The organism is Rossellomorea sp. NS-SX7, assembly GCF_052828565.1.
Map to the genome: position 1 here is coordinate 553,161 of NZ_CM128249.1, position 23,889 is coordinate 577,049.

27 protein-coding genes are annotated in these 23,889 nt (G+C 42.8%); 22 read left to right on the forward strand and 5 right to left on the reverse strand.

Going from position 1 to position 23,889, the window contains the following annotated elements; translation table 11 throughout:
* Positions 1–230: 230 nt before the first annotated feature.
* The 14 genes from ACUXV2_RS02590 to ACUXV2_RS02655 all read left to right on the forward strand — a co-directional run bounded on the left by ACUXV2_RS02590 (position 231) and on the right by ACUXV2_RS02655 (position 10,862).
* Positions 231–1,433 (forward strand): MFS transporter, encoded by a 1,203-nt coding sequence (locus ACUXV2_RS02590; RefSeq protein WP_446246990.1) that lies wholly within the window; start codon positions 231–233, stop codon positions 1,431–1,433.
* 43 nt (positions 1,434–1,476) lie between these two features.
* Positions 1,477–2,352 carry a GNAT family N-acetyltransferase gene (locus ACUXV2_RS02595; RefSeq protein ID WP_446245508.1) on the forward strand — a complete coding sequence of 292 codons (876 nt, stop codon included), beginning with the start codon at positions 1,477–1,479 and terminating at the stop codon, positions 2,350–2,352.
* 90 nt (positions 2,353–2,442) lie between these two features.
* Positions 2,443–2,889 carry a pyridoxamine 5'-phosphate oxidase family protein gene (locus tag ACUXV2_RS02600; protein WP_446245509.1) on the forward strand — a complete coding sequence of 149 codons (447 nt, stop codon included), beginning with the start codon at positions 2,443–2,445 and terminating at the stop codon, positions 2,887–2,889.
* 46 nt (positions 2,890–2,935) lie between these two features.
* Entirely contained in the window at positions 2,936–3,577 is a 642-nt protein-coding gene (locus ACUXV2_RS02605; protein WP_446245510.1) for a YdbC family protein, read from the forward strand.
* 254 nt (positions 3,578–3,831) lie between these two features.
* Positions 3,832–4,428 (forward strand): histidine phosphatase family protein, encoded by a 597-nt coding sequence (locus ACUXV2_RS02610; protein ID WP_446245511.1) that lies wholly within the window; start codon positions 3,832–3,834, stop codon positions 4,426–4,428.
* A gap of 8 nt (positions 4,429–4,436) precedes the next feature.
* Positions 4,437–5,342 carry an alpha/beta fold hydrolase gene (locus ACUXV2_RS02615; protein WP_446245512.1) on the forward strand — a complete coding sequence of 302 codons (906 nt, stop codon included), beginning with the start codon at positions 4,437–4,439 and terminating at the stop codon, positions 5,340–5,342.
* Positions 5,343–5,353: 11 nt separating this feature from the next.
* A complete protein-coding gene (locus tag ACUXV2_RS02620) occupies positions 5,354–5,806 on the forward strand; it encodes a hypothetical protein (protein WP_446245513.1) in 453 nt (150 codons plus the stop codon).
* 33 nt (positions 5,807–5,839) lie between these two features.
* Entirely contained in the window at positions 5,840–6,259 is a 420-nt protein-coding gene (locus ACUXV2_RS02625; protein ID WP_446245514.1) for an NUDIX hydrolase, read from the forward strand.
* Between the two features lie 94 nt (positions 6,260–6,353).
* A complete protein-coding gene (locus ACUXV2_RS02630) occupies positions 6,354–7,028 on the forward strand; it encodes an HAD family hydrolase (RefSeq protein WP_446245515.1) in 675 nt (224 codons plus the stop codon).
* A gap of 144 nt (positions 7,029–7,172) precedes the next feature.
* Entirely contained in the window at positions 7,173–7,907 is a 735-nt protein-coding gene (locus tag ACUXV2_RS02635; protein WP_446245516.1) for an alpha/beta fold hydrolase, read from the forward strand.
* A 37-nt stretch (positions 7,908–7,944) separates the two neighbouring features.
* Entirely contained in the window at positions 7,945–8,748 is an 804-nt protein-coding gene (locus tag ACUXV2_RS02640) for an MBL fold metallo-hydrolase (protein WP_446245517.1), read from the forward strand.
* Positions 8,749–8,932: 184 nt separating this feature from the next.
* Positions 8,933–9,205 carry a CD3324 family protein gene (locus tag ACUXV2_RS02645; RefSeq protein WP_446245518.1) on the forward strand — a complete coding sequence of 91 codons (273 nt, stop codon included), beginning with the start codon at positions 8,933–8,935 and terminating at the stop codon, positions 9,203–9,205.
* 141 nt (positions 9,206–9,346) lie between these two features.
* Positions 9,347–9,817: a GNAT family N-acetyltransferase gene (locus ACUXV2_RS02650; RefSeq protein WP_446245519.1), complete on the forward strand. Its 471-nt coding sequence runs from the start codon at positions 9,347–9,349 to the stop codon at positions 9,815–9,817.
* 220 nt (positions 9,818–10,037) lie between these two features.
* A complete protein-coding gene (locus tag ACUXV2_RS02655; protein WP_446245520.1) occupies positions 10,038–10,862 on the forward strand; it encodes an MBL fold metallo-hydrolase in 825 nt (274 codons plus the stop codon).
* A 162-nt stretch (positions 10,863–11,024) separates the two neighbouring features.
* On the opposite strand, the gene mraY is transcribed toward ACUXV2_RS02655, so the two are convergent.
* The 4 genes from mraY to ACUXV2_RS02675 all read right to left on the reverse strand — a co-directional run bounded on the left by mraY (position 11,025) and on the right by ACUXV2_RS02675 (position 16,429).
* The gene (gene mraY, locus ACUXV2_RS02660; protein ID WP_446245521.1) at positions 11,025–11,981 is read right to left on the reverse strand and encodes a phospho-N-acetylmuramoyl-pentapeptide-transferase; all 957 of its coding nucleotides are present in this window, start codon (positions 11,979–11,981) and stop codon (positions 11,025–11,027) included.
* A 644-nt stretch (positions 11,982–12,625) separates the two neighbouring features.
* Entirely contained in the window at positions 12,626–14,002 is a 1,377-nt protein-coding gene (locus ACUXV2_RS02665; protein ID WP_446245522.1) for a PTS ascorbate transporter subunit IIC, read from the reverse strand.
* A gap of 29 nt (positions 14,003–14,031) precedes the next feature.
* On the reverse strand, positions 14,032–14,298 hold the full coding sequence (locus ACUXV2_RS02670) for a PTS sugar transporter subunit IIB (RefSeq protein ID WP_446245523.1): 267 nt from the start codon (positions 14,296–14,298) through the stop codon (positions 14,032–14,034).
* A 19-nt stretch (positions 14,299–14,317) separates the two neighbouring features.
* Positions 14,318–16,429 (reverse strand): BglG family transcription antiterminator, encoded by a 2,112-nt coding sequence (locus tag ACUXV2_RS02675; RefSeq protein ID WP_446245524.1) that lies wholly within the window; start codon positions 16,427–16,429, stop codon positions 14,318–14,320.
* A gap of 368 nt (positions 16,430–16,797) precedes the next feature.
* Between ACUXV2_RS02675 and ACUXV2_RS02680 the strand changes: the two genes are divergently transcribed.
* From ACUXV2_RS02680 to ACUXV2_RS02695, 4 genes are read left to right on the forward strand one after another with little or no spacing between them, the layout of a single operon-like run.
* A complete protein-coding gene (locus ACUXV2_RS02680; RefSeq protein ID WP_446245525.1) occupies positions 16,798–17,862 on the forward strand; it encodes a serine hydrolase domain-containing protein in 1,065 nt (354 codons plus the stop codon).
* A 22-nt stretch (positions 17,863–17,884) separates the two neighbouring features.
* The gene (locus ACUXV2_RS02685) at positions 17,885–18,436 is read left to right on the forward strand and encodes an N-acetyltransferase family protein (RefSeq protein ID WP_446245526.1); all 552 of its coding nucleotides are present in this window, start codon (positions 17,885–17,887) and stop codon (positions 18,434–18,436) included.
* Between the two features lie 49 nt (positions 18,437–18,485).
* Entirely contained in the window at positions 18,486–18,842 is a 357-nt protein-coding gene (locus ACUXV2_RS02690) for a cupin domain-containing protein (RefSeq protein WP_446245527.1), read from the forward strand.
* A gap of 29 nt (positions 18,843–18,871) precedes the next feature.
* The gene (locus ACUXV2_RS02695) at positions 18,872–19,135 is read left to right on the forward strand and encodes a hypothetical protein (protein ID WP_446245528.1); all 264 of its coding nucleotides are present in this window, start codon (positions 18,872–18,874) and stop codon (positions 19,133–19,135) included.
* A 66-nt stretch (positions 19,136–19,201) separates the two neighbouring features.
* Here ACUXV2_RS02695 and ACUXV2_RS02700 read toward each other — a convergent pair whose 3' ends face one another.
* Positions 19,202–20,329, reverse strand: a complete 1,128-nt coding sequence (locus ACUXV2_RS02700) for a hypothetical protein (RefSeq protein WP_446245529.1) — start codon at positions 20,327–20,329, stop codon at positions 19,202–19,204.
* Positions 20,330–20,553: 224 nt separating this feature from the next.
* Between ACUXV2_RS02700 and dnaN the strand changes: the two genes are divergently transcribed.
* From dnaN to ACUXV2_RS02720, 4 genes are all read left to right on the forward strand, one after another.
* On the forward strand, positions 20,554–21,684 hold the full coding sequence (gene dnaN / locus ACUXV2_RS02705) for a DNA polymerase III subunit beta (RefSeq protein ID WP_446245530.1): 1,131 nt from the start codon (positions 20,554–20,556) through the stop codon (positions 21,682–21,684).
* 40 nt (positions 21,685–21,724) lie between these two features.
* Entirely contained in the window at positions 21,725–22,387 is a 663-nt protein-coding gene (locus tag ACUXV2_RS02710) for an AraC family transcriptional regulator (protein ID WP_446245531.1), read from the forward strand.
* A gap of 127 nt (positions 22,388–22,514) precedes the next feature.
* Positions 22,515–23,081 carry an HAD-IA family hydrolase gene (locus ACUXV2_RS02715; protein WP_446245532.1) on the forward strand — a complete coding sequence of 189 codons (567 nt, stop codon included), beginning with the start codon at positions 22,515–22,517 and terminating at the stop codon, positions 23,079–23,081.
* A 167-nt stretch (positions 23,082–23,248) separates the two neighbouring features.
* A complete protein-coding gene (locus tag ACUXV2_RS02720) occupies positions 23,249–23,866 on the forward strand; it encodes an NUDIX hydrolase (protein WP_446245533.1) in 618 nt (205 codons plus the stop codon).
* The last annotated feature ends 23 nt before the right edge of the window (positions 23,867–23,889 follow it).

Here is a 23,889-nt window from a genome sequence, read left to right on the forward strand (position 1 = left end):
TGTTTCTATAGATCGTTGCTTTTCGTACATAGACTTGGGATCCGAATGAACCATATCGACGTGCTCTTTTCGCATTCAAGCTTGAAACAAGATACAGGCTTGGCATCGAAAAGACCAAAGTTCCGGTATGTGCTTGAGTGTAAGCAACAAAGTATACGATAAGAACCTCGTAGAATGAGATTGGAATAAAGAAATGGGATGATTTTATTACACTAAAAAAGAAATCGGCGCTGTTACTTTTCGGTTTAGGAATATCCACGTTGGGCGACTTTATCTATCTCGTTGCCATTAACGTGCTGGTTTTGAAATTAACGGGTTCGGCTGCTGCGGTGGCGGGGTTGTGGATTATCGGGCCTGTTGCTTCCATGGTGACGAAGTTTTGGTCAGGAAGTGTGATTGACCGTTTTAACCTTAGAAGGATCATGATTGGAACGGATATCATCCGGGCGATTTTCGTTGCCACCATTCCTTTCTTAAGCTCGATTTGGCTTATTTATGTTTGCTTATTTATTCTGGCAGTATCAAAGGCTTTCTTCGAACCTGCGGCCATTAGCTATATTACAAGTATTGTACCTGAGAAAGGACGCAAACAGTTCAACTCTTTCAGAAGTATGATCACATCAAGTGCTTTTCTAATAGGTCCGGCGATTTCCGGGGCGCTGCTCCTTATCACTTCGGTGAAAATCTCCATATGGATCAATGCCCTATCTTTTATAATTTCAGCCGTCATGATCTACTTGCTGCCGAATGTTCATGCTGATTCAGAGGTTCGTGAGTGGAAAATGAGTATAAACCTTCTTAAAAAAGACTGGTCAGAAGTTTTCCGATTCAGTAAGGAACACGTTTTTATTGTGAACGTGTACTTCCTGTCTCAATTTCTTATGGTAATTGCGCTTGGAATGGATGCGCAGGAGGTTGTCTTTACACAAAAAGTGCTGAATCTGTCTGAGACGGAGTACGGCCTGCTCATCAGTTTGACTGGAGTCGGTGCAATCCTAGGGGCAGCGACTGTTTCTGCTGCGGCAAAAAAATTGTCCATACGGGCCCTGATGGCCCTCGGTTATATCATGGTATCGGCTGGCTATTTAGTATATGCTTTTTCCTTTTCCTTTTGGACCGTGGCGATAGGATTTATGATACTCGGATTCTTTAACTCATTTTCAGGTACGGGTTTTATGACGTTTTATCAAAACAATGTACCGGTGCACATGATGGGGAGAATTTCGAGCGTATACGGACTGTTTCAGAGTATTCTTCAGGTCATCTTTATTCTATTGATCGGGTTTACAGGTGATCTCATTCCGGTTCGGTACAGCATCATCGCTGCCTCTGTCCTTATGACGGTGATCAGCATTCTGTTGATAAGGCTGATTCTGATGCCGAGTAAATCGGATTATTTTGAGGAAGACATGAAACTTAAAAATACATCGTGACCTTTTTAAAACCAATCGAATGTCAGACAAAGGAGAAGCACCAATGACTACATACAATAAACAAAAAGTAGAACTCGTCCAATTCGACCAAGGAGATATTCCGGGCTTAATCGAATTATCGGGTTCTGTCGGATGGGATTATGATGAACGTGAGATCGGGACGGTTTTATCATCCGGTAAACTATTCGGACATAGAAATTCAGAGGGGAAAATCGTTTCAAGCGCTGCCATCATTCCTTATGAAACTGAGTTCGCCTCACTGGGTATGGTCATCGTTCATAAAGACTTCAGGGGATTGGGACTGGGGAAAATTGTCACTCAGAAATGTATAGATTCAGTATCAAGCAGCACTTCCGTCATGTTGATTGCAACCGAAGAAGGAAAGCCACTCTATGAAAAAATGGGCTTTCAAACGGTCGATTGTGTACATAAGTATCTTTGTGATGACTACTCACCTTTGAATGGTGAACAATCTCACAACAGTAAGGTGACAATTGAAACGTTCAATGAACATGATTTTATCGAATTAGTAATGTTGGACGAGGCAGCTTTTAGAGATAAAAGAAGCACGTTGCTTCGTCAGAGAATAAAACAATCTGAACAATGCCTGGTTGCTAAAAATGACAAAGGTTGTGTGATTGGATTTGGCCTCTCCATACAAGGGCCTGTCAATCTAATCATCGGACCCGTAGTGGCACCGACCTCACATACTGCCGCAATCATAGTTGACAGGCTTGCTATAGATCATCGAGGAAAACGCAGGATTGATGTACCGTCGGGTAATGACGAATGGCTGAGTTTTTTGGAGGAGAGAGGCTTCAAAAAAGTCAGTCAGCCTCCCGTGATGATGAAGAATTCAGAGCGGATGCTTTCAAGGAATCATACCTTATTTGGGATTGCTGCCCAGGTTTTTGGGTAAAGGGAAACACTTACGAAAGCCAAGGGGACCTTGACACGATTCAAAATGAGCCACTGTCCCTGTGGTTCTATTAACAGGAAGGATGAATGCATGTTGAAAATTATCACAGGCAATAAAGGCTTTGATCTAGATGAATTTCTTAAAAAACCACTATTTGCACACCTTTCCACTTTGTCAAAGGATGGCCCGAGGGAGTCACCTGTTTGGTTTTACTGGGAAGATGAGCATATTTATATCATTGGAACTCCTTCTTCGGACAGTTTTCCAGGAAGAATTGAAGAAAATCCAGCATGTGCAATCGGTATAGTAGAACTCGATCCTGCAACAGGAAAAGTGCTTCATGCGGGGTTCAGGGGCCGAGCTGCAGTGATACCTTTTGATAAAGGGATTGCCACCCGCTTACTTGGGCGTTATCTGGGACCGGATGAAGAACGTTGGGATCCGAGATTCCAGGGCTTAGGCGACAGCAATATCCTAATAAAATTCACACCAGAAACAGTAGTGGTGAGGGACCAGTCTTTTAGGCCGAGCATTTAGGTGCAGCAAGTCCCCATGCTTATCTGGTCAAAAGGAGGGTTCGTTCATGATCATAAAAAGAATTATTTGCAAGGTGAATGAAAGTAAAAAAGAAGCCTTTTTTGACAGTCAAAAGCAGTGGCGGTCATTAAGTGAAGTAAAGGGGTTCTTAGGTCAACTGGGTGGCTGGAATACTGCAGATCCATTGACGGCTTGTATCTATGCGTTTTGGAAGACTCAAAGAGAGTATGATGTCTTTATGGAAGAGGTCCATGATGGAATCGTTGATCGGTCAGGGCAAATAGATACCTACGAATCAATTGAAGTCAGTTTTTTTCAGGAAAAACTTGAAATCCCCGGGATGGAAGCGGGCATGTCTGAATTTGTTGCACGAACCAATTATATACGGGCCACCCTTCCGCAGGCGAAAGAGGAGGCAGTCCAGCGCTTTACAGATATGCAGGCGAAAGTCTGGAATCCAGGTATGCAGAAATCAGAAGGCATGCTTGGTGGAACATTCGCCTTCTCTCAAAAGCAACGAAACCTCTGCCTCGTATTAACCGGATGGAAGAGTGAAGCTGATCATCGAGGTTATATGGAAGAACGCTTTCCTGACTTATTGAAAACGGCGGATCCTCAACGTGATGTGATAGGGCTGACAGGAGAACAATGTAAAGTTGAAGAGGCTTGGCGTGTTTGTGCGGAGTGATTGGAGTGATGGGGCTTATCCGAAGAGGATAGGCTCCTTTTTATTAAGTTTTGCTTGAGGTAATGCTATTGATTTGAAATAATTGGTAGTGTATAAAGACAGAATATTAGTGCAAATGTGTGCATTACTAAGTGAAAAAGGGTGAACACAGCCGTAGTGACCACGGGGCTGACGACACCACATTGTGTATCAACTACGATAGCGGATTTACCTAAGAAAGCTAAAAGAACCAGAGATATGGAAAGGGTGGTAGAATGACCACAATTGGTCTGATCCGGCATGGAATAACTGAGTGGAACTCCTTAGGGAAGGCTCAGGGAGTCAGTGATATTCCTTTAAATGAAACGGGAAGAAAGCAAGCCTTTGATATTGGAGAGAGGCTATCATTGGAAGCGAAGTGGGATTTGATTTTTTCGAGTGACTTATCAAGGGCCATCGAAACTGCTGAAATCATTGGACGCAAACTAGAATTACCCATATGTACTGTTGATAAAAGGGTACGAGAAATAGATTGCGGGGCCATTGAAGGGACGACTGAAGAACAGAGAGTTGAAAGGTGGGGCAGTGATTGGCGTGATGCAGAACTTGGGATGGAAAAGTTTGAATCGGTATCAAATAGAGGAGTGGATTTTTTAAAAGAACTTGTGTGTACATATAAAGGGAAACGAATACTGGTGGTCAGCCACGGTGCGCTAATAGGATTAACCTTGCAAAAGTTACTCCCAGATACATTCCAACAGACTTATATAGATAATACGTCCATCACTATTTTAAACAATATAGAAGACGAATGGGAATGTACATTATATAACTGCACGCGACATTTAAAATCAAATTTTACATTAATTTAGCCAAAGAGGTGGGCGATATCAACCAGCTGATTACGATCAATGACAACAAACTTGAGGTACTTTTCAAAGGAGATGAAGGTCCTCTGATTATCATCCTTCCAGGGATGGGCTGCTCATTTGAAGAGTGGTACGAAGTAATCGAAAGTGTAAGTAAAACAAGTAGAGTCTTAACCTTTCACCGTCGGGGGCTGGGACGAAGTGAACTGGGAGAGGGGATCCATCATACTGAATCAGCTGCCCATGATCTGACTGGAATACTCAACTATTTTCAAACAGAGGAGCCGGTCTATTTGGTGGGCCATTCATATGGTGGTTTATGTGCACAGCACTTCGCAAAATTATATCCTGAACGTGTTGCGGGGATAATTTTAGTAGACTCGACTTCTGTTGAGTTAAAAGAATTGGAGAAGCTACATTTACCGGTCATGAATGAAGATTCAGATGCGTCCTGGATTGAAAGGTGCCTGGATTATGCGTCTAAAGATAAAGGGGAATTAGCTGAAATCATTCAACCCTCATTAAATGAAAAACACCGACACTTCCCAAAAGCTGTCCAGCACCATTTGCTGGACTTTCAGGTGAATCCTTCTCTGTATAAAGCGATGGCATCAGAAATTAAGGAATGGACGAAGGATGCAGAAGTGATTGTGAGATTAGGAGATTTCCCTGAACTTCCACTAATCGTGATCGGGCGGGATAAGGATTATACCATGGCAGCAGAATCTACTAATGGAATTCCCCAGTGGGAGTTGAGAGTGTTCGAAGAGAAGTGGAGAGAGCTCATCATGAATCAGAGCAGGTTAACTTCAGGCGGAGAATTCATCATTGCGGAGGAATCGGGGCATTCTGTGTTCCTTGATCGTCCTGATTTAGTGATCGATTGTATCCACAGAATCTCGCGTATAGAAAAATAAAGGTGATGAAAATGATAACATTTGAAACAAACGAATGGAGTAAATGGAAAATCGAACAGGAGATTATGAATTCGAACCCATCGTATAATCTGCTATCTAAAAATAAGCGTTCAATTGATATCAACGATATAAGGTCTGAGTTCGAAGAGTCAAAAAGGCTGAATACCAAAAGGCTGTTCATAAAAGAAGATGAAAGCTACATCGGGCTGGTTGACTATTGTCTTGAAAACCCATCAGACCACATACCATGGATTAGTTTGTATGTCTTTCACAAATCCTTTCAAGGTTCAGGGAAATCTCACGAGGCTTACATGCTTATTGAAAACCTGATCAAACGTGAAGGTAAACGCAAACTGCGGTTGGCTGTTCATAAAGAAGCGTATTGGACAAACCTAGGTTTTGCAACGTATAAAGAAGTGATCTATGAGGACAAGCCGCATTTTTGCATGCATAAGGACCTTTAAGGTGCTGGATGATACCGGGGGAGTGATGACGACATGAAAGGGTACAATGTCCTGATGGTTTACAACAAAGAGATGGACAAGCTGTTAATGTGTGAACGGCTGAAAGATCCCTATAAGGGACTACGTAATTTAGTCGGCGGAAAAATTGAAAAAGGTGAAACGGGTTCAGAGGCAGCCTATAGAGAGCTTGCGGAAGAAACAACTATTTCCAAAGAAGATATTACTCTTCATCATTTAATGGATTTTACCTATCATCATCAAAATTGCTATGTGGAAGTGTATGCTGGCAGACTAAACCGGGATGTGCCGGTTTCGGGTGATGAAAATATTCTCTATTGGTCTGGGTTGGATCATAACTTTTTTGATACGTCTTTATATGCTGGAGAAGGGAATATTGGTCATATGATTGAGCAGGTGAATCACGTTAGAGATAGGCTGTTTTCCGGTGATTAGTGCTATTTTGTATAAAAAATACCCAGCGAACGGTTAGATGGTTACGAATAAAAAGACTTCATCATAATTATTTGAAGGAAGGCTGTGAAATTATTTGAACGGTTTTAAAGCAGTCCTTTTTGATTTAGACGATACCTTGCTAGACAGAAATCAGGCAGTAGATAAATTGTTTTCGATTTTACTAGAAACATGCTATGAAGATGTTGAACATTCAGTGGCTAACGACATGCTGCGGAAGTTCAAAAAATACGATAAGAGAAGCTATGGTGATTTTAATAAAGCAAGAGTTCTGGAAGCATTTTTTAATGAATACTCACCAAAGCATAAATTGCCGCCCAATCGCTTTCAAGATTTTTGGAATCATCATTTTCCTCAATGCTTTTCTATCAACCAGGAAACTAAGAATATCGTACATACAATTAAGCATCATGCTAAGGTGGCCATCATAACCAACGGGTCGATTCATAGACAAAAAGCCAAAATAATGAACGCAAATTTACATAGCTGTTTTGATATAGTCGTCATTTCTGAAGAAGCAGGGTTTAGTAAACCGGACAAACGCATTTTTGAATTAACTTTAAATAAGCTTGGTGTCCAGCCTGAAGAGGCATTATTCGTTGGAGATGACTTAGAAAAGGATATTGGCGGGTGTCAGAATGCAAATATGAAGGGCGTATGGTTTAATCCTCATAAGATCATGAATGATACAGACATAAAACCATATGCGGAGATCGATACTTTGAATAGGTTATTGAGTAGTTTTCCATAATGTCATAACGAGGGTTAAGTTTTACAGGTTTAGTGTTAGTTAAGAGTTATCTAGAATATTGGGCGTTAAATTGTTGGAGTTTACTAACGACAACCATACATGCTGAGCGAATTTTCGAATGTGCAATATAAAGGATGGATTTCTATGACGATAATAGATAAACATTTTCAAGAGATGTTGGTGAAAGTAAAAGACTTTAAGCTCTATGTAGAATTATTTGGCAATAAGGACAACAAACCAACGGTTGTGATGGATGCAGGTTATGGTGATCACTCTAAAGCGTGGAAAAATATTGCTCCTGAAATAGCTGCGTTTACTGAAGTTGTACTCTATGATCGGGCTGGTCTGGGTAACAGTGAAAAGAGCTCAGATCCACGAACAAGCGACCATATGGTGGATGAACTAAAAGAAATGCTCACAAGTATGACCATAAAGCCGCCATATCTATTGGTTGGTCATTCATTTGGTGGTGTGAATATGAGGTTATTTGCAACGAAGTACCCGGATGAAGTCAGCGGGTTGATCTTAGTCGACTCAACTCCTGAGGAATATAAGGAAAGATTTCTGCCGACTATGCCGGCTGAGTTCCAAAAAAAATATAAAAAGCAGTTCGTTTTAGAAGGAAATTATCAAGAGTTCATGGGAAGTTTAAAACTGGCGAAGGAAACAAGAAGGCAACTTGATATTCCGTTGATTGTCATTTCGGCAGGGAAGAAAGCTTATTATTCAGTCCGCTCCCAAGAGCTTTGGAACAACATGCAACAGGAGCTGCTTACTATATCTACAAATAGTCGGTATATCGTTGCTGAAAATAGTGCTCATTATATTCAGTACGATGAACCCATGATAGTTGTTGATGCTATTTGGAGTTTAATTTAATTGGTAAGAAAAAAAGAAACTTCTCAAGGAGAAAAAAATGATTAGTTACAAAATAGAAAATATCACCGTTTTTCAAAGCTCCTTATATATGACAACAACTGCAATAGTGGAGACAGAAGATGTCATGATCATGACAGATCCTAATTGGCTGCCAAGTGAAGTAGCAGCAATTAGAAAGTACGTGGATGAACATATCGGGACGAAGCAGCTTTATATTATCTATACACATAGTGACTTCGACCATATCATCGGTTCAGGAGCATTTCCGGATGCAAAGGTGATTGCAACTGAAGAACTACAGCGTAATGAACATAAAGAAGAAATCATCAAGAAGATTCATGCGTTCGATTCAGGCTATTATTTGCAGAGAAATTATGAACCTCATTATCCCCGTGTCGATTATCCAGTCACTCATGATGGGCAGATTCTGGATTTAGGGCAAATCTCTTTGACCTTTTACAAAGCACCTGGACACACCAGCGATTGTCTTTTTACTATCATAGAACCGTTGGGGATATTCTTATCGGGAGACTATTTATCAGATGTCGAGTTTCCTTTTATATTTAGCAGTTTTAAAGATTACTTGAATACCATGGATAAAGCTGAATACATATTGAAAACACACCATATCAACCTGCTTATCCCAGGGCATGGAAGCATAACGGAAGATAAGCAGGAGATTGATAATAGACTAAATGACTCGAAATTCTACTTGAATAACCTCTTAAATGAGGGTGACTCATTAGAGAAGTACTGCCGTGAAAAATATGCTTTTTATGAGGGGATTGGCAATATTCATTTAGAGAATAGAAAGCTTGCGAAGAAAGAGTCGGTGATTTAAGTATTTCTTAGTAACCGAGGGGACAGGTCCTTAGTCCGCATTTAACGACTGTTAGGAGGAATACACAAATGGGGAAATTTCGTAACCTAAAGATATTCTCTTGCTAGTGGCAAAGGCTGCTATGGAGAGAGTGAGCGGTCTTTGCTGTTTCTTATTTACATTCTATAAGAAAGCAGGGACGTTTATGGGATACAAAAAAGCTATTAATGTGCTGCCAAAAGAATTGGTGCAGGTCATTCAGGAATATGTTGATGGAGATTATATATGTATTCCCAGAAAAAGAGGAAATGAGCTATCATGGGGAGAGAAAAATGGGACGAGACAAGCCCTTATATATAGGGATGAAGCAATTTTTCAAGACTACATCAATGGAGTAACAAAAGAACAACTTGTAAAAGAGTACCATCTGTCTCTTAAAAGTGTTGAAAGGGTTATATATAAACAAAGGGAAAAATAGTTTTGATCAATGTCTTGTGTATTTTTGCATAAGGCATTTTTAATTGCTGTATTACGTTCAGTACATATTTGTTTTTTAGGAAGCCCAGGTAGCTGGACTGTTATAAAATAGGTATAAAGATTATAAGGGGGATAAAGAAGGGTGAGCTATAGAATCAGGAAAAGAACAAAGAAAGATGTGGATGAATTCATAACCTGGACTTATGAAGGAGTGTATTCTTTCTATGATAATAATATCCAAGAGAAAAAAATAGATGGATTCCTTCAAAGTGTAGATACTGATCATCTATATTCAGTAATCGATCACCAAGATAGATTAATAGGGAATTGTGAATTCTTTAATGTGGGAGATTCACCAGAGGTGGTAATGGCGGTGGGGGTTCAAATGAAACCTTCATTGACTGGTAACGGTGCGGGATTAACGTTTATCCAGGCCATTATTGAACAAGGGAGAGAACAAATCGGTTATAACCATTTGGAGTTGGCCGTTGTTGATTTTAACAAGCGAGCAATAAAGGTTTATGAGAACGCTGGTTTTAGAAGAAAAGGAGAATTTGAAAATGTAATAAGGGGTGAAAATTATAGGTTTATCATTATGGAAAAGGATTGGTGATCATTTTCAAGAAGTGTGCAAAATCAGAAATGGTGAATGGGAACAGTTTCCTTTACCCGTTTTCTGCAGTCATGAGTACTTCTTAGTATAAAGCAACACTAAAAGTCACGATAGTCAGTTTCTACAACCAAAGTTGTAGAAAACCTCATTTATTTGAATGATTGGTATAGACGGAAATTTATGTAAGCTAAAAATACATTAAATTTCTGGAGGAATAACAATGAAAAAATATATCTGTACCACATGCGGAGTCCAATACCCTGAAAGCAACAGTGAACCTGAGCATTGCCCAATCTGTGAGGAAGAAAGGCAGTACGTGAATCCTGATGGTCAATCCTGGACCACCCACAATGAATTAGTGGAGAGCGGAAACTATCAAAATATCATTAAAAAGGAAGAAGAAGGGCTGTACAGTATCACGACGACACCGAAAGTGGGAATCGGGCAAACAGCCTATCTTATCGTGAATGACGGATTCAATGTCCTGTGGGACTGTATCACATACCTGGATGATGAGACGATTGCGTTTATCCGTTCATTGGGAGGGATCCAGGCCATCGCCCTTTCTCATCCACACTACTATTCCAGGCAGGCGGATTGGGCAGAGGTGTTTGATGCGCCTATTTATATCCATCAGGATGACGAGGAATGGATCATGGAACCGAGTGAGTCCATCCGTTTATGGGAAGGCGAAGAATTAGAGTTGACTGAAGGCTTGAACCTGCATCGTCTTGGAGGTCATTTTAAAGGCGGTGCTGTGCTGCATTGGAAAAATGGGGATAGCGGGAAAGGGGTCCTTCTGACGGGGGATATCATTCAGGTTGTTTCCGATACCAACTGGGTGAGTTTTATGTACAGCTATCCGAATCTGATTCCTCTGCCGGCGAAGAAAGTGGAGGAGATGGCAAACAAAGTGAATAGGCTTCCTTTTAATAAGTTGTATAATGCTTTTCACAAAGTGATAAAAGAGAATGCCAGTCTTGCCGTTCAACATTCGGCCGATCGTTATATAAAGGCGGTTAATGGGGAATTGTTTGATACGTGAAAATGAGCCTGCCCCCCCGTTTCAAAGCGGATTTTGAAACGGGAGGCAGGCTCATTGATGTTGCGAAAAATAGATCGGCTCTAAAATAATCTGTCATTATTCACAGCTGTCAGGAAATAAACCTCTCAATCATTAAAGCAGCATTCGACGGAATGACTTACATTACAGGTTCAGAACAAATTTCCAATAAGCCAGACAGATAAACGTGCAAAACCACGATACAAACCCAAACACCGTGACAATCGTATTTTCAGACCACCCATACTTCAAGCCGTAGTGAAAGTGAATCGGTGTCATTCTGAAAATCCGTTTCCCTGTCAGTTTAAATGAAGAAACCTGTAAGATAACGGAAAGCTGTTCAGCAAAATAGATAAAGAATAAAAGGGGAATGAGAATCTCCACTTTCTCAATAACGGCAAGAAATGAAAGGGATCCCCCGATCGCCAATGATCCCGTATCCCCCATAAAAGCTTTGGCAGGAAATAAATTATAGATGAGAAAACCGAGTAAACACCCAATCATAACTAAACAAAAAAGCTTCACCTCTGATGTGTCTGAAATCACAAAAAAGAAAAAATATGTAGGGATTGCCACAACGCCTAACAGACCGTCCAAGCCGTCCGTAAAATTGATGGCATTTGCAGAACCAACAACAAATAAGGCGATCACAATGATATATACCACCATTGGAAGCTCGAAGGAGAAACTTTCAGAAATACGAATCACGGTGTTTATACCCAGTTCGTTGATCACGTAAAAAAGCAATGAACCGGTAAATAGAAACTGCAAAACGAGCTTGGTCCTGCCCGATACCCCTAAAGGATCCTGGCGCGAAGCTTTCCAAAAATCATCCAAAAACCCAATGAAACTAAATAGAATGTACGTAACAGACAAGAAATACGTTAATGGCGTAGGTGAAAAAAATATGGATACGATAATTCCTACAAAAAGAATCATCCCAAACATTAACGGAGTACCCTTTTTTAATTGATGGTTGGAAGGAAGTTCTTTTCTTATCGGCTGAAGGAACTTTAATTTTCTCAATAGAGCAATGAATAACGGGGATAAAGCAGCGACTATTACAAACGCAATGACAGCAGGTATTATTTGATCACTCACATCTAGATTTCTCCTTTTCAATTTATTATCTATACATAAGTTCTATGAAAACGGTTGATTTCCTTTAATTCCTACAAAATAGTAAACCACGGTGACAGGTACCGTGGTTCACTATTTTGTAGGATGAGGCATGGAGGGAGCCGAGGGTCCATTTCGTTATGGAATTTCCTGTTGAAGTCAGCGTAAGATGAAATGATTCAGCATATATCGAAAAATGTAAGCATAAATCCATATTTTTCAGCATAATTCGTGAAAAGTCAGCACAAATTGATAGGTGCCGCGGTCCTCAAGGAAGAAAACATGGGCAGGGGACGGTTTTCTCACTTTCAACCAATCAATACAATCCACTTCGCACCATTTTCATGCCACATTTTTAAAATACATGCCACTTTCCAAATTTACGTGCAACTTTTCAATTTTACGTTCCACTTCTTAAAAATACGTGCAACTTTCCCTGTTTATCAACCAACTTGTCGAAAAATCGTTAAAACAACTGCTGCAAGCGGGACGAGAGCGCGGGACGGGGGGACAGGCACCCTGTCCCGTTTTTACCAAACAAACCACACCAATCAACCTGTCCCAATCATCAAAAAAAGCCCCGCAACTCCCTAAAAAGGGAATCACGGGACTCCATCAAATCAAAATCAAGCGGCTTCCGATCCATCCGTTCCATTCTTGTCCTCACCAGCTTTAGATCTAAAGCCGATAAAGAACAACACCGCCAAAATCACAATGACAGCTGCAAACAGAACACCAGCAGAATCAAATAGTTTAACCAGGTTGCCAAGCACGATTCCGATGACACCGAAGTCAGCATCCCCAAATGTGGTTCCCTGGAATCCTAGAGAGCCCAGGACTGGCAATAATAGCGCAGGCAGGAAGCTGATCATGACGCCGTTTGTCATCGAACCGATGATTGCGCCTCGGCGACCGCCGGTTGCGTTCCCGAAGACTCCTGCCGCTGCACCAGTGAAGAAGTGAGGGACAAGGCCCGGGACGATGACCTTCAAGCCGAGTAATGGCAGGAACAGCATGCTGACAAGACCTGCGATGAAACTGAACAGGAAGCCGATGATGACGGCATTTCCTGCGAATGGGAAGATAGCCGGGCAATCCAGGGCCGGTTTCGCATTCGGGACGACCTTGTCCGCGATCCCTTTGAAGGCAGGGACGATTTCACCAAGGAGCATGCGCACACCGGCGAGGATGATGTACACACCCACAGCGAATGTGATCCCCTGCATGAAGGCGAAGACCAGGAAGTTCTGTCCTTCGCTCAGTTGACTTTCAACGAAAGCGGGACCCGCCGCGCCAGCGACGATGAAGAACAGGATGACCATCGTCAAGGATACGGAAACGGATGTATCCCTGAGGAAGCCGAGTGATTTCGGAACCTTGATTTCTTCTGTTGATTTCGAACCTTTTCCAACGACTTTCCCGACTGCTGCCGAAGCCAGATATCCGACAGAACCGAAGTGCCCGACGGCAAAATCATCCGATCCTGTGACCTTGCGTGTGAACGGCTGAAGCATCGCAGGTGACAGGACCATCAGTGAACCAAGTATGATCGAACCGAGGATGATCAATGGCACACCGGAGAATCCTCCAGTCGTCAGGATGACCGCGATCAAGCAGGCCATGAACATGGTATGGTGACCGGTTAAAAAGATATATTTAAAAGGACTGAAACGTGCAATCAAGATGTTCACGACCATGCCGAACAGCATGATCATCGCTGTTTCCGTACCGAAGCTTTCCTGAGCCAGCGCTACGACCGCTTCGTTGTTGGGGATGACCCCGTCGACCGCGAATGCTTCATTGAACATACTACTGAATTGACCGAGTGACTGGACGAGCACGTTCGCACCTGCTCCCAGGATGACAAAGCCCATCACCGTCTTCAATGTTCCGGATATGACATCCCCGGAGTTCTTCCGCTGCACAAGCAGGCCGATCAAAGCGAATAGACCGACAAGGATTGCGGGTGTACCAAGGATGTCCTTCATAATGATATCAATCATTTATATTCCTCCTTCGTTTGAAAGTGGGACTAGATATTTTGTTCCAACGCAGACTTCAGTTCATTTTTATCCATCAAGTTCTTCAGTTTAACGATGTTTTTGCGGCCGTCTTCAAGGCTTTCCACGATATCCTCTGAACCAATGAACAGGTCTGCCTGCTCCGTCTTCGCTGTTGTTAGATCCGTGTGGGATACTTCTGCTTCTTTGCCCATGTCTTTAAGTGCCGCTTTGATGTTCATCTCCACGATCATGCTGCTTCCTAATCCATTTCCACATACTACTAATACTTTTTTCATGTTGTTTTCCTCCTTGTATTTACACTTCGATTGTTTGGTTTATTAATTCGATTACGTTGCTTGCATCTTCAGCCGAGATCAATTTCTCTACATTTTCTTCATTGGACAACAGTTCTGTGAGCTGTGCCAACGCTTTTAAGTGGGTTTGATTATCGATCGCTGCAAGCACGATGATCAGCTGGGCACGATGTTTTTCTTTTTCTGAAAAATAAACAGGTTCTTCGAGGCGCAAGAAACTCATTCCGAGCTCTTCGACTCCCGTCTCAGGACGTGCGTGGGGGATGGCGATCCCCGGTGCAATCACGATGTAAGGTCCTAAATCCTTCACGTTCTCGATCATCGCCTCCACGTATGACGGTCTGATCGAATGCTGGTCGATGAGCGGCTGGGCAGCGACCTTGATGGCTTCTTCCCAGCCACTTACACGTTCTTTCAGCTGTATCGTTTCTTCTGTCAATAATTCGTTGAGCATAGGTTTTCTTAGCTCCTTTATCTGGGGAGTTTTTTGTTCCAGGAAGCGGACCAGTTCATGCTTTAATTCGTCTTCTTGATGGACGGTCGCATGGCGTTTGATGACATCCATGAGATGATCGGTCATCGCTTTCCCGGGTGCGTTCGAATCGAATAGCTCATTCATCCGCTGCATGACCCGTTCCTTTTCCACATTCGTCAGGATAGCGGGAACATGGATGACGGGAATGTCTTTGGCTTTTATATAATTGGTTGAAAAAATGACGTCAGCCATGTGTTCCTTCGTCTGGTATTCCCTCATGGAGATCGTGGCGGTCACATTCAGACCGGCAATCAGGTTCTCCAGCTGGGTCCGGAGCATGTTGGACGTCCCGATTCCGTTCTCGCAGACGATGATGGCCCTGAACTTCGTTTCCACTGACTTTTTTTCTTTTGTCAGCCATCCGCCGAAGTGAAGGGTGATATAAGCCGCTTCTTCCTCCGGGACCTTCTTCCCGACATACAGTTCCAAATGCCTCATCACCCTTTTGGTCAGGTGAAAGATGTCCGGGTAAGTCTGTTGGATCGTGCCAGTCAGATCATTGACGATATGAAGACCGTATTTCAGTCGGTAATAGGTCGGCTTGATGTGGGATATCAGATTTTCTTCAAGGCCGCGCCGGTCATCGAACACGACACAAGAATAGAGTTGAAAGTCGTCGATCATATTGCGGACGACTTTTCTGAGCCCTGAAAGTTCCTGCTCGGTGTAATGATCGAAATTATCGTGCTGGACCTTGGAGCCGAGCAAATTCATCGTGATGAAGCAGATTTCATCTTCAGGGAATGTGACTCCCTTGTAAGTTTCAAGCTTATTGGTGATGTGGGTGGCTGCCTTAAAGGCTTCCGTTTGCTTGAGCACCTCTTTTTCAGCCCCGGGCACCTGGATGAATTCATTGAGCTCTATCCGCTTCATGATCATCAGGATCTGAAGGGAAAGAATCTCGACCATTTCATCCGTCAGCGTCAACTTCAGATCTCTTTCCGCTTCGAAAAGAATTTCCCTCACCACCCGCCGCTGATCGGTTTCACTTGACCAGGTGGCAGCTTCCGGATGGATCATCTTATATACCTCATTCCTGACGTTCTGCCATTCAGGGTGAGAGAAGATGGTCGCGAGAATGGTGGACAGCATCGTCCTCTTCGCATCCTCCGATCCCCGCAGCCGGTATCCGGAACCTTTCCTGTAGAACAATTCCAAACCGGCTCGTTTGAACTCCTGCTTAATCTCTTTGATCACCTTCGCAATTGTCCCGCGGCTCATGCTCGTCAAGTCTATAAAACTCTTCATCGTCGCATCTTGCTCTTCCAATAAAATCTTTGCCTTGATCAGGACTTCGCGCTCCTGCTTCGACAATTGATACTGCCAATCTTCGAAACTCTCATCCTGCATCAGCATCAGCTTCGATTTCGACTCAGGAGGCAAAAACAATCCCTGTCCATGCTTACTATCAATGGGTTCTAACTTCTGAGTCCGCAGCCAGCTATTGATCTGATCAAGGTCATAATAAATAGTCCGTTGAGACAAATTCATCCTTTCGACCAGATCCTTCGTCGGAACGGGCTCAGAAGACTGTTGAATGATGGATAATAAGTGTGCACGTCTTTTATCCAATACCATGAGGATCCTCCTTGCTAGTTGTCTTCCTTTATAATTTTTGCATTTTTATATTCTTGAATTGTTTGATGATCATCTTATGAATCTAGTATAAGGGCTGATTTCAAGTAATGAAAGGGGTTTCAGTGTGTAGAGTTTGGTTGTGGTATTTTTGCAAAATTGAACAGTTGGAAGTTAGGGAGGGGGAGGGCTTCAATGTTTTGACCAGAAAATGGAATAAATGATTGTGCATTTTTGGGGGATTTGAAATAATTGTTAAGAGTAAAAAGGGGTTGGGTGAACGAGTTTAGGTATTGGAGTATATAACTAGTGACAATAAGAATGAATGATACCCTTATCCCAAAAATAAAAATGAAGGGAATAATCTGATTGTGATACATCATAAAAATATTGATCCTTCTTACAAACCCATATTAGATCATGTCCACAACACTTTTAAAACGGTTATTTGCACAGGTGCCTCCACCCTTGTCATTCATAAAGATTCCATCGTTTTAGAACAGTACATCGGAAAGCAATCAGCTGCAAAAGATGCTAGAAACGTTCAGGCAGACACTCAGTTCCATGTGGCTTCTGTAAGGAAGAGTTATATCGGTTTCGCAGTCTCATATGCATTGTATTATGGATACATTCGCAGTATTGATGATCTGGTTGTATCTTATTTACCCGAACTTAATGAGACCCTCTGGAAAGAAACCACGATCAGACATTTACTGACCCATACGCATGGATTGAAAAAAGAGGGGAACAAAACGGTCCGTGAGTTTACTCCCGGCTCAAACTGGTCGTATAAGCAAATCGGCATCGAGGCGCTCACTCAAATCGTGAAACGTACAACAAGTAAAACAGTTTCGGATATCGTCCATGAAACGTTCTTTATCCCTTTAGGCTTCACTGAGTCCAATTGGTATTCGGAAAAACACGAGAGGCTGGTCGATGTGATCCTGCGATATGAAGGGGATGAAGACTGGAGTACAAGTGAAAGCACAGAAGGCGACAAAATGAACATGTATGTATCGACCAGGGAACTTGCTTACTGGGGGTACTTCCATTTGAGAAAAGGGAACATAAATGGCAAACAAATCGTGCCCAGAGAAATGATTGAATTGGTCACTGCTCTCCAAAGCCCGCCCACTCTTCATAAAGACCTGCCCCAAAATGGTTTCTTATGGTTCGTAAAAGATGAACCTGCTAAAAAAACAGAGATTGGACATCTTGTCCCAAAAGGTTCCTATCAAATTCTAGGTTTTACAAATGTCACTCTATTAGTCGTTCCTGAAGAAGACCTGGTTGCAGTTCGGATGTTTAATAGTTTTGGTTCCCCAGAGGGGTATGATTACTTGGAAGATGTAAGGTCGTTTGGTGATGAGGTTATGAGGTGTGTGGCTGAAACCAAGGTGGAATCGAACGTGCAGTTTGAACAAAGTACAATCTAATAAGTAGTAGGAGGATGCTACCTTGATCATTAAAGAAAAAACATACACCACATCCGAATTACGATACATAATAAGATCTGCCAAACCCGATGATGCGAAGTCATTGTCACAGGTAAGAATACAGATCGACGGAGAAACGGAGAACATGGATAGGGAAAAAGGAGAAGCCTATATAGATAGAGAAGGATTTGGGAAAATCATAGAAGCGGATTCTGCCAGTCCTGCAAATCTATTTCTTGTAGCAGAAGCAGATGGGGAAGTTGTTGGTTTTTCCAGATGTGAAGGGAACAGCCTGAAAAGAACTTCTCATAGAGTGGAGTTCGGAGTCGGGGTGTTAAAGGAGTTTTGGGGACATGGAATAGGAAAGAATCTCTTACAGGAATCCATCGAGTGGGCTGACTCCAATCAAATCAGAAAAATCACGCTGAGTGTACTAGAAACAAATGAAAAAGCGATACAGCTGTATAAGAAACTGGGTTTTGAAGTGGAAGGAATTTTAAAAGATGATAAGCGGTTATCTGATGGGAACTACTATCATACGATTGTGATGGGAAGGATTCATAGGGAGAATTGATCAGATTGATCAGCGAGTCAAATGACGCCAAGCCTATCAGGAGGAATCAATGAAAATCTACCAATTCACAAAAGAAACAGGAAAGAAAATCACGAAATTCAACTCTGATTTTGTGATGTCACGCATCACGAAAACGGAGAAGGCGGCGCATATCGGATGTATGCATCTTGATGAAAACGGTGTGATTGGTTTTCATGAGGCAGTGGTGCCCCAGCTTCTTCTGATTGTCAGCGGGGAAGGCTGGGTCAGAGGGAATACGGACGAATTCATTAAGGTTCACAGCGGAAATGCGGTGTACTGGGAGAAAGGCGAATGGCATGAAACGAAAACGGATACGGATACGGGGCTGACTGCGATTGTGATCGAAAGTGAAGAGCTGGACACTTCTTTTTTAAAGGGTTTATAAAAAATCAGCTTCGCCGAGGAGGGGTAGCAGTGGAGAAGATTTTAGTTAAAACAGGGATTTATTCATTTATTAGTTCGTTTTTCTTGTTTGTCGCCTTCTTAAAAAGAGAAAAATTGACCACTGATGTGGAGGGCATGAGCTCATATGAAATAACGCCATTTCCACAATATTTCTTTCAAATCTTCAGGTACTCTGTCATCATTTCAATCATTGCGGTCGTTGTTGCCTTTTTGTATGTATTTTATCTGAAGAATGAGATTTCTGATAAGGACAGTGCAGATTCAGAAATATGAAGTTGTATAAAGTGAAACTGAAAAAACACAGGGACGGCTCATGCGAAACGGCCCTGTGTTTTTCCATTACTGATAATTAACAATCGCCGGACTCGGATCCATCTTCAATACCTCTTCCGGCGTCAACACGGGCACGTCTTTATCATAAAAAATCTTGAACCCGCCATACTGATTCGGTTCATCACGTATGTACTTCCGGTACAGGGCCAGCTTGTCCGCAGCAGGTCCCCAGCCGTCGAAGTTGATGGCGACTTGGACGTTTTCTGTCGGCTTTATCGCGTCTTTGTGCGTCAGTACGTGACCAGTGAACTGATGGACGAGGACCAGTTTATCCGGCAGGTTGTTCTTTTCGGTCAGTTCGGATACATACTCGACGGCTTCCTGGATCTTCCTTCCGTCCACCTGTCCGAGATCCTCTCCAGGTTTTTCCCCCTCAGCGACGTGGAATTCGGTATCAATCGCCAGATGAACCTGCGGGTGCTTCAGCCATTTCTCGACCATTTTTACCTGGTTCATGACGGTGTCCGTCCCCAGCTGGATATCGAGGATCACGAGCGCATCATGCTTTTCCGCAAGCTCCACATATGTCTCAATATTCTCATCGGAGGTCATCCGCACATAATCCCCGTCCGGGCCGGGATCATTCTGAGCCATTGTGGTGATTAACTCAATCGTCGGCACCGCCGGACGTTCTGGATCGAGATCTGAGTAGGCCTGTGTCTGTTCCTTCAACTTTTTCATGAACTCTTCTGGCTCCATCGTCCCGAGGATTCCCATATTTTCTGACTGCGGTGTGCCGTAATAGGTGACCAGCCGATGATCCTTCAAAGGTCCATCGGAGAGATCTTCTACCCCGTTTGCCAGCGTTTCACCCAGTGGGGTTTTACGCTCGGATTGCCCATCTTGTCCCTCTTGATCAGGCGCTTTCTGCTGTTCCTCTTTTGCCATGCGCTCCTTTAGGGGCACTGCATCTTCAGAAGGTTTCAACGCTTTAAAAGGCTGCTTGAGTTCTTCGTTTTTCGTTTCCTCATCCTGTTCTGGTTTTTTTTCCTTATCCCCGGTCTTCATTTCCGGATTTGACTTGTCCTCTTCTGAAGACGTCACTTCCTTCCCGGCCTTCTCTGACGTCGAAGTATTCGAGCACGCCCCAAGCATAAGGATTCCGGCTGCAAAAATCAGGGTTATTTTCTTCACGGCTGCACATCCTTTCTTTCCAGAAGAATATGGATGACTTTATCACATTTTCCTTTACAAGAAACCTATGTAAACAGATTGATAGAAAAACGTAATGGAAAAGTCAGGGACGTGAGGCGGTGGAGAGAACACAAAAGACAGCAGGGGGAAGTTTCCCAGTAAAGGGATATCAGGGAATTTTGTCGAATGTTTTAAGGAGCAACGAAAATGAGGTGGACTTGTAAATGGAATGTACGATTAATAGTGAATGGTTCAATAAAGCGATAACAGATGTTCATAAGGCCGTGTCTTTGAAAACACCTTTTCCCATTTTGACAGGGATCAAGATGACGGCAGCGGAAGATGGCTTAACCCTTATCGGAAGCAACTCCGATATCATCATTGAAAAAGTGATCCCCTTCATGATCGACGGCGTGAGGGTATTAGAGGTAAAGCAGACGGGCAGTGTGGTAGTACCTGCAAAATATATAAGTGACATCGTAAAGAAGTTACCTGGCCCGATAGATATAAAAGTAGACGAGAAACAAGTAGTCACCCTGAAATCAGATGAAATCGTTACCAGACTCAACGGTTTTGATTCGGCAGAATATCCGAGTCTTCCTCAAATAGATGAAGCCAGTCACATAAAAATCCCCTGTACTGAATTAATGGAATTGATCAAACAGACTGCTTTCGCCGTATCAAAAAGTGAATCCAGACCTGTCTTAACAGGGGTCCATATGTCATTTGAAGATGGCCGTCTGACATGTGTTGCAACGAATTCCCATCGCCTCGCATTAAGAAAAATGACATTCGACTCGAATGCAAAAGGTTCATTCATCGTTCCCAGTACAAGCCTGAATGAACTGCTGAAATTGATCCAGCATGAAACGGGATTCATCCATATCTTTGTAAGTGACCGTTATATGGTATTCAAATCAGATACTGCCTCTCTCTATTCACGGTTGATCGAGGGGAATTATCCAAACGTTTCAGGCTTGATCCCCAGGGACGCGAAGACAATCATGACCCTTGAGACAAAGAGACTTCTAAAAGGGATCGATCGTGCCTGCCTTTTCGCAAGTGAATGGAAGAACAACAATGTGCACTTAGAAATCAATGGCGGTACGAAACTGAAGATTTCTTCCAACTCTTCAGAAATCGGCCGGATAGAAGAAGCGCAAACCATAAAGGGCATCGAGGGTGAGAGGGAATTAAGCATCTCGCTGGATGGGAATTTCCTGATGGATGCTTTAAAGGCAATAAAGGAGGACGAAATCAAATTGAGTTTCGGTGGTTCGATGAAACCCGTTTTGATCGAGCCTGTTGACCATTCATCTTGTCTGCACCTCATTTCGCCGGTTCGGTCGTATTAACATCTATGTGAAACGAAGTCTAAGATCAGGAGGGACCCATGTGATTCAAACAAAAACAGTACATATTTTAAATGGAACAGAAATGTATAAGAAGTTCAAAGAAAAACAATTTCTAGAACTGGACTCTATGATTCCCTTTAACGAGGCCATGTGCTATGGGAATACCTGCGAGGACATATTTTCCGATGAATTTACCGCAATACGTGCAAGCGTGCATCATGTAACGACGGCAGAATATGCTGAAATCACCCTGCAGCCACTGCAGCCTCTCTTTAGTGAATACGTGGATCGTATAGAACTTTGGTTTGATGAGGATATGTTCTGCCAAATCAATCTTCTCACCGTGCTTGCTTGGTTAGACCAAACGGGTTTTAAAGGTGGGATTGATCTCCATCTTGTCAATGACCATTTTCAACCCGTAAGTCATTACAGCCTGACGGCAAAAGGGTTTGATTCACTCTATAAGCAAGTATTGATTGAAAAAACGGCTCCGAAGGAAGTTCATCCAGCTCCATTAAAAAAGGGAATTGACCTATATTTGAATTACCTCATGGAAGATAGTGACCTTATGCTGTACATTCAAAAGCACGAAGCCGTCCCGACAAAAGAACTTGTGACGCTAATGATTGAACATTTCAAGGACTACGGATTGGGAGATACCCAATACATTGAAATCATAGAATCTTATCGTCGGAATCGGTGACAACGTTTAGGGATAAAAGGGAATGTTACTCTTGATTTGTTTGCAACCCATTAAGGCCAGTGCCAGGATTTAAAAAAGAAAAAGTCAATGATAGACTGATAGAAGCAAAATGAAAAGGGTGATCCGAATGAATATTTTATGGGATTTCGATGGAACATTGTTTGATACATATCCAGCGTATACCCGCATCCTCTCTCAAGTAATTGGGGATGAGGCCGATAAACAGGAAGTCTATGATAAGTTAAAAGTGTCATTTTCGCACGCCATTCAGTTTTATGGGATTTCCGAAGAACAGGTAGAAGAAATCGATCGGTTAAAGATGAACATTTCCCCTGAGGATATGAGGCCCTTTAATGGAGTCGAAGAAGTATTAACATTTGCCGATAAAAATGTGATCATGACCCATAAGGACAGGGAGGGGGTTCTGGCCATACTGGACCATTATGGCTGGAGGGACTATTTTGCCGATATCGTCACGATCGATGATGGCTTCCCGCGCAAACCCCATTCGGCTGCTTACAGTCACTTGCATAACAGGAACCCCATCGACCTCGCAATCGGGGACAGGGATTTGGATCTATTGCCGGCAAAGGAGCTAGGGATTGCAACGTGTATGTTCCAAGGTCAATCAGACATAGCTGATTATCATCTGGAGAAATACAGTGATTTCTTCGCTCTTTTTAAAAAGGCATAGTTTTTGTCAGAGGTATGGTGTCTGCCACCCGGTACGTCGGGGGCGGGCACTTTTTTTGTTAGGCGGCAGTGTCTATAGAGGCTCCCCCTTCCCACTTCAGCCCCAATTGCATGAAATTCCACAATTCATCAGGTAATATTTGGTACAATTAATGAGAGGTGATAAAAATGGAAACGAAATGGCTTGAGTGGGCAAAAGAGCTGCAGTCGATTGCGCAGGCAGGGTTGACTTATTCCAAAGATGTGTATGACCTGGAGCGGTTCGAAATGATACGGGAGATCAGTGTCGACATCATGTCGAAGCATACAGATATGGAGCCGTCAGTCATAAGGGATTTGTTTGCAAATGAAACAGGGTATGCCACACCCAAGGTAGATATCCGGGCTGTTGTATTCAAGGATGAAAAAATATTGATGGTGAGAGAAACGACAGACGGCGGCTGGTCGCTGCCTGGCGGTTGGGGAGATATAGGACTGACACCGGGCGAAGTGGCGGTCAAAGAAGTGAAGGAAGAATCAGGGTTTGACGTGAAAGCCGTCAACTTACTGGGGGTGCTTGATAAGAAGTGCCATCCGCACCCGCCGTCTCCTTATCATGTCTATAAGATGTTCATCCTCTGTGAAATCATCGGTGGAGAGGCGAATGAAGGAATCGAAACGAGCGCTGTGGAGTTCTTTGCAGAAAATGAACTGCCATCATTGTCGGTCGAAAGGAATACTGAATCGCAAATACGGATGGCTTTTAAACATTTACATAATCCGGGGGAAGCCGTTTATTTCGATTGATTTATACCAAACTAGTAAAAGGG

Coding starts and splice junctions, on each gene's coding strand:
- ACUXV2_RS02595 (WP_446245508.1), top strand. CDS start 1,477: ATGACTACATACAATAAACAAAAAGTAGAACTCGTCCAATTCGACCAA.
- ACUXV2_RS02600 (WP_446245509.1), top strand. CDS start 2,443: ATGTTGAAAATTATCACAGGCAATAAAGGCTTTGATCTAGATGAATTT.
- ACUXV2_RS02605 (WP_446245510.1), top strand. CDS start 2,936: ATGATCATAAAAAGAATTATTTGCAAGGTGAATGAAAGTAAAAAAGAA.
- ACUXV2_RS02610 (WP_446245511.1), top strand. CDS start 3,832: ATGACCACAATTGGTCTGATCCGGCATGGAATAACTGAGTGGAACTCC.
- ACUXV2_RS02620 (WP_446245513.1), top strand. CDS start 5,354: ATGATAACATTTGAAACAAACGAATGGAGTAAATGGAAAATCGAACAG.
- ACUXV2_RS02625 (WP_446245514.1), top strand. CDS start 5,840: ATGAAAGGGTACAATGTCCTGATGGTTTACAACAAAGAGATGGACAAG.
- ACUXV2_RS02635 (WP_446245516.1), top strand. CDS start 7,173: ATGACGATAATAGATAAACATTTTCAAGAGATGTTGGTGAAAGTAAAA.
- ACUXV2_RS02640 (WP_446245517.1), top strand. CDS start 7,945: ATGATTAGTTACAAAATAGAAAATATCACCGTTTTTCAAAGCTCCTTA.
- ACUXV2_RS02645 (WP_446245518.1), top strand. CDS start 8,933: ATGGGATACAAAAAAGCTATTAATGTGCTGCCAAAAGAATTGGTGCAG.
- ACUXV2_RS02655 (WP_446245520.1), top strand. CDS start 10,038: ATGAAAAAATATATCTGTACCACATGCGGAGTCCAATACCCTGAAAGC.
- ACUXV2_RS02665 (WP_446245522.1), bottom strand. CDS start 14,002: ATGATTGATATCATTATGAAGGACATCCTTGGTACACCCGCAATCCTT.
- ACUXV2_RS02670 (WP_446245523.1), bottom strand. CDS start 14,298: ATGAAAAAAGTATTAGTAGTATGTGGAAATGGATTAGGAAGCAGCATG.
- ACUXV2_RS02675 (WP_446245524.1), bottom strand. CDS start 16,429: ATGGTATTGGATAAAAGACGTGCACACTTATTATCCATCATTCAACAG.
- ACUXV2_RS02690 (WP_446245527.1), top strand. CDS start 18,486: ATGAAAATCTACCAATTCACAAAAGAAACAGGAAAGAAAATCACGAAA.
- dnaN (WP_446245530.1), top strand. CDS start 20,554: ATGGAATGTACGATTAATAGTGAATGGTTCAATAAAGCGATAACAGAT.
- ACUXV2_RS02715 (WP_446245532.1), top strand. CDS start 22,515: ATGAATATTTTATGGGATTTCGATGGAACATTGTTTGATACATATCCA.
- ACUXV2_RS02720 (WP_446245533.1), top strand. CDS start 23,249: ATGGAAACGAAATGGCTTGAGTGGGCAAAAGAGCTGCAGTCGATTGCG.